We start from the raw sequence: 3,447 nt of genomic DNA on the forward strand, positions 1-3,447 counted from the left end.
GCTTTTAGGGCGTGAATTGTTTTTGCCATTAAAGGCAATTTTTAAGGTGTTACCCACCGTTATCATCACCAGGTCCTTGTCTGCATTTTCTTCATGGCCTAAAAATGCTTCTAAATCTATCTGGGCTAAATTATCTTGTCCTTCATATTGGATCTCTATAGCTCCGGATTTTATTTCAAGGATTTCTATACCGGAAAACGATTTATTGATGACTTGTTGGCCTTGCGAAGATCCTAGACCGGTAAATAGCAGGGCTATTAGCAATAGCAGGTGTTTTAATTTATATTTCATAGTTAAGTGGGTTGTTATTGTTAGAAAACCAATCCAAAGGAAAATGGACTAAGGCTTGGGCTAAGGGGCTTCTGGAAAAATGGGTTGAAATCATAAGTGCTGTAGAAAGTAACACTTCTAAAACCAATTTCGCCTCTAAGCCCATACCTGAAATTGCTGAGGTAGCCACCCGCTGATGTTTTGTCTTTTTTTCTGCCTGACCCGCCGATCTCTCTGTAAACAAATTTGCTTCTGCCTCCCAACCTATATCCGGCATAGGGTCCGATAGCGACTCTCAATCCATTTTTACCACTGTCATTCAGTTTTCCAAAGTCTAACTTGTACATGGTCAATACATTTAAATAGGATGCTGATACCTTGCTTTTAAAGCCATTTACGTCAGTTCTGTCTACAAAAGAAACTCCGTTTTCAGTGCCTAGAATTTGGTAGTTGGCATTGTCCAATTTGAAATTATACCAACTCAGTCCAAGGCCGAAATCCCAGTACCTTCCCTTGGATAGTTTTTGGCTGGCCATCCAGTTCCAACCTATATTCCAGCTTCCCCAACCTTTGGTACTATAGGGTTTTATTCCCCCCGGTATATTTCCGTTTTCAAAAAATGTGTTGATACCCAAGTCCATATTGATATAAGTTCTAAATTCAGGGTCTTTCTCTTTCTTTGGTTCGGTGATAAGCCGAACTTTGGTTTTAGAACCTTTCTCGTCCACAATTACCTTATATCTTCCTACAGTAACTTCCGTTTCCTCTTTGTCCTCATAGATAGTAACAATTTCTTTGTTTCCCTCCTTGTGTTTGATTTCAACTACTGTGAGTTCACCGTCCTTGCTTGTTTCCGGGAGGTCAAGTTCTTTGATGATTTGGTTGATGTCCATATTCTTCAACCTTTCAAAATCATCCGGGTTGTCGATCACAAAAACCATTTTTCCTGAATGGCCAAACTCCACAATGATGCTATCATTTACGGGCCTATCATCCGGAATTTCAGGGTTGCCAAATACCATTTGTGCCAGTGCCATCAGAAGAATGACAATAATGTACCTTTTCATGTCTGTAAATATCTAGTTAGTTTTTCTTTTTTTCTCGTTTTGTAGTCAGTGAGGCAAAGAGGTTGTTTTTAGCATCCCGAAGGTCACCAAACCCTTCGTCCACTTTGGTGAAAAAGCCACCGATTTTATTTTCAAGCTCAGCCACCAATTGTTCCTTTTCAGGTTGTATGGCATATCCATTGGAAATTATTTTTACTTTATACCCCTTGTATGACTTGTCCGGTGTTTCGTTTCTATCAATAGTGGGATTGAGAGCCATCTGTTCGCTAATTGTTGCCGTTAATTCGTCTTTTTTAAGTGGCTCAATCTGAGCCAATACATGAGGCAATTGCTCTCGCACTCTTTTGATACTTGGCCTAGTTTTTTCAGTTAAGGGCTTTTCCAATTTTTCTTTAGATTTCAGTTCTCCACTTTCTGGAATTGGTTCCTTAGCTACTTTTTTTGATTGGCTTTTAATTTTTTCTTTTCCGGCAATATCTGTAGAAGCGGAAATGCTGAAAGGATTTTTTTCTGATATTTTAGTGTCTTGAATAGCCAAAGAAGGATCCTGAACTTCCACAACAAAAGAGTGATGGAATAGCCAAAATGAAACCAAAACTACTGCTACAGCCGCTGCCCATCTCCAAGGAGTAAATAAGAATCCTTTGTCTTTATTGTCCAAAGAAGCGGATAATTTATCCCAAACCTCCGGAGCCGGACTTGTGGTATGATTGCTCAAGGCATTTTTGAACAATTTGTCCAAATCATCTATGTTACCTGCCATTGCTTTTTTGTTTAATTGAATGAGGGGCGATTTGCTTTTGCAAAAGTGACCTGGCCCTGCTCAGTTGAGACTTTGAGGTGCTTTCTGAAATCCCTAATAAATTGCTTATTTCACGGTGGCTATATCCTTCTATGGCATATAAGTTAAAAACTGTTCTATATCCCACTGGCAAGGAGGCTACTAGTTTTAACAATTCATCGGCTTCTATTTTCCCAAAAACCAAATTTGAAGAAGTGATATGGTCTTTATCATCCCAATCTACTTCCATTAATAATTTCTTATTCTTTCTGAGCGTTTGCAAAGCTTGGGTGACCATGATTTTTTTCATCCAGCCTTCAAAACTCCCCTCTTGTCTGTAAGTGTCTAACTTTTCAAATATTTTCATGAACCCCTCTACCAATACATCCTGTGCCAAGTCTTGGTCTTTGATATACCGCAAACAAATGCTTAGAAATTTACCTGAATAAAGCTCATACAAACCTCTCTGGCTTTTTCTGTCTCCTTCAAGGCAACCTTTGATCAGGCCGAGCAATATTCCTGTATGGTTTTCTTTGATTGGCATTTATTTTTGTCTTCAATAAGGTAGATACCCAAAGTATAAAAATGGTTGCATGCCAAAGTTAAAAAAATTAACAAAAATTAATATGTGTTTTTAATTTATTGTAATTCAGTTAATTACAATTAGAAGGTGGCCTTGTAGTTGATGGTTATGGCCACCTTACTCCATTCGCCTTTCTCTACATTTACAGGATGAATATAACTGTCAAGATCAAAGATGCTAGCGAAATAACCATTCTCTTCTACCGTGAATAGGGAATATTTACCCGGGGGGAGTTCTACAGAAAATTCTCCCGCCTCATTGGTCTCTATGGAGGCAACAAGGGGTGTCTCGATATTTCCAAAAAGATAATCGCCTAAGCTTGCTTGATTGATATGGGTCAATTGATGGATATGTATGGTTCGCTTAACCGGCTTTTGGGAAGCAGGAGAAAGACTTGAATCTTCTCCTTGGGAAGCTTGTGGCATTTGGTTTCCTTCAATCCAATAAACATTCCCATGAATACCCTGATTTTTCATTTTCTGAGGTTTACAAGAGGCTAAAAGCACTAATCCGAGAAAACACAAATAGGTCAATTTAGAGAAGTTATTCATTGATGCTTGATTAAGTTTAATTTTCCATTTGATCCAATGAAATACACCCTCTAAATTCCGGAAAATAATAGGAAAGATTCCATATAAAGCGGGCTGATCGTATTCCAGTTTAATTTGTCTTTCAAAATTCCGGCCAATTCTTCTCTGGCCTCAGGTTCTCCATGTATTAAAAAGGTGAATTTTGGTTTTGAAATA

General features: G+C 38.4%; 4 protein-coding genes and 1 pseudogene. All 5 read right to left on the bottom strand.

The features are described 5' to 3' along the window. Positions 1-291 (bottom strand): annotated as a pseudogene (locus tag AAC037_RS22035) (hypothetical protein); the annotation flags it as partial. Positions 292-311: 20 nt separating this feature from the next. Further along, complete coding sequence (locus tag AAC037_RS22040; protein ID WP_339905654.1) at positions 312-1,337, bottom strand: hypothetical protein; 1,026 nt, start codon at positions 1,335-1,337, stop codon at positions 312-314. A 16-nt stretch (positions 1,338-1,353) separates the two neighbouring features. Next, positions 1,354-2,100: a hypothetical protein gene (locus tag AAC037_RS22045; protein ID WP_339905656.1), complete on the bottom strand. Its 747-nt coding sequence runs from the start codon at positions 2,098-2,100 to the stop codon at positions 1,354-1,356. Beyond that, complete coding sequence (locus AAC037_RS22050) at positions 2,090-2,662, bottom strand: RNA polymerase sigma factor (protein ID WP_339905658.1); 573 nt, start codon at positions 2,660-2,662, stop codon at positions 2,090-2,092. Before AAC037_RS22050 ends, AAC037_RS22045 begins: the two co-directional genes overlap by 11 nt. Before the next feature lie 119 nt (positions 2,663-2,781). Then, a complete protein-coding gene (locus AAC037_RS22055; protein ID WP_339905659.1) occupies positions 2,782-3,177 on the bottom strand; it encodes a carboxypeptidase-like regulatory domain-containing protein in 396 nt (131 codons plus the stop codon). Positions 3,178-3,447: the final 270 nt, after the last annotated feature.

Source organism: uncultured Cyclobacterium sp., from assembly GCF_963976465.1.
Classification (GTDB): Bacteria; Bacteroidota; Bacteroidia; order Cytophagales; family Cyclobacteriaceae; genus Cyclobacterium.

Excerpts from the sequence above, each read along its gene's own strand:
- AAC037_RS22040 (WP_339905654.1), bottom strand. The coding sequence starts at position 1,337 with ATGAAAAGGTACATTATTGTCATTCTTCTGATGGCACTGGCACAAATG.
- AAC037_RS22045 (WP_339905656.1), bottom strand. The coding sequence starts at position 2,100 with ATGGCAGGTAACATAGATGATTTGGACAAATTGTTCAAAAATGCCTTG.
- AAC037_RS22050 (WP_339905658.1), bottom strand. The coding sequence starts at position 2,662 with ATGCCAATCAAAGAAAACCATACAGGAATATTGCTCGGCCTGATCAAA.
- AAC037_RS22055 (WP_339905659.1), bottom strand. The coding sequence starts at position 3,177 with ATGAAAAATCAGGGTATTCATGGGAATGTTTATTGGATTGAAGGAAAC.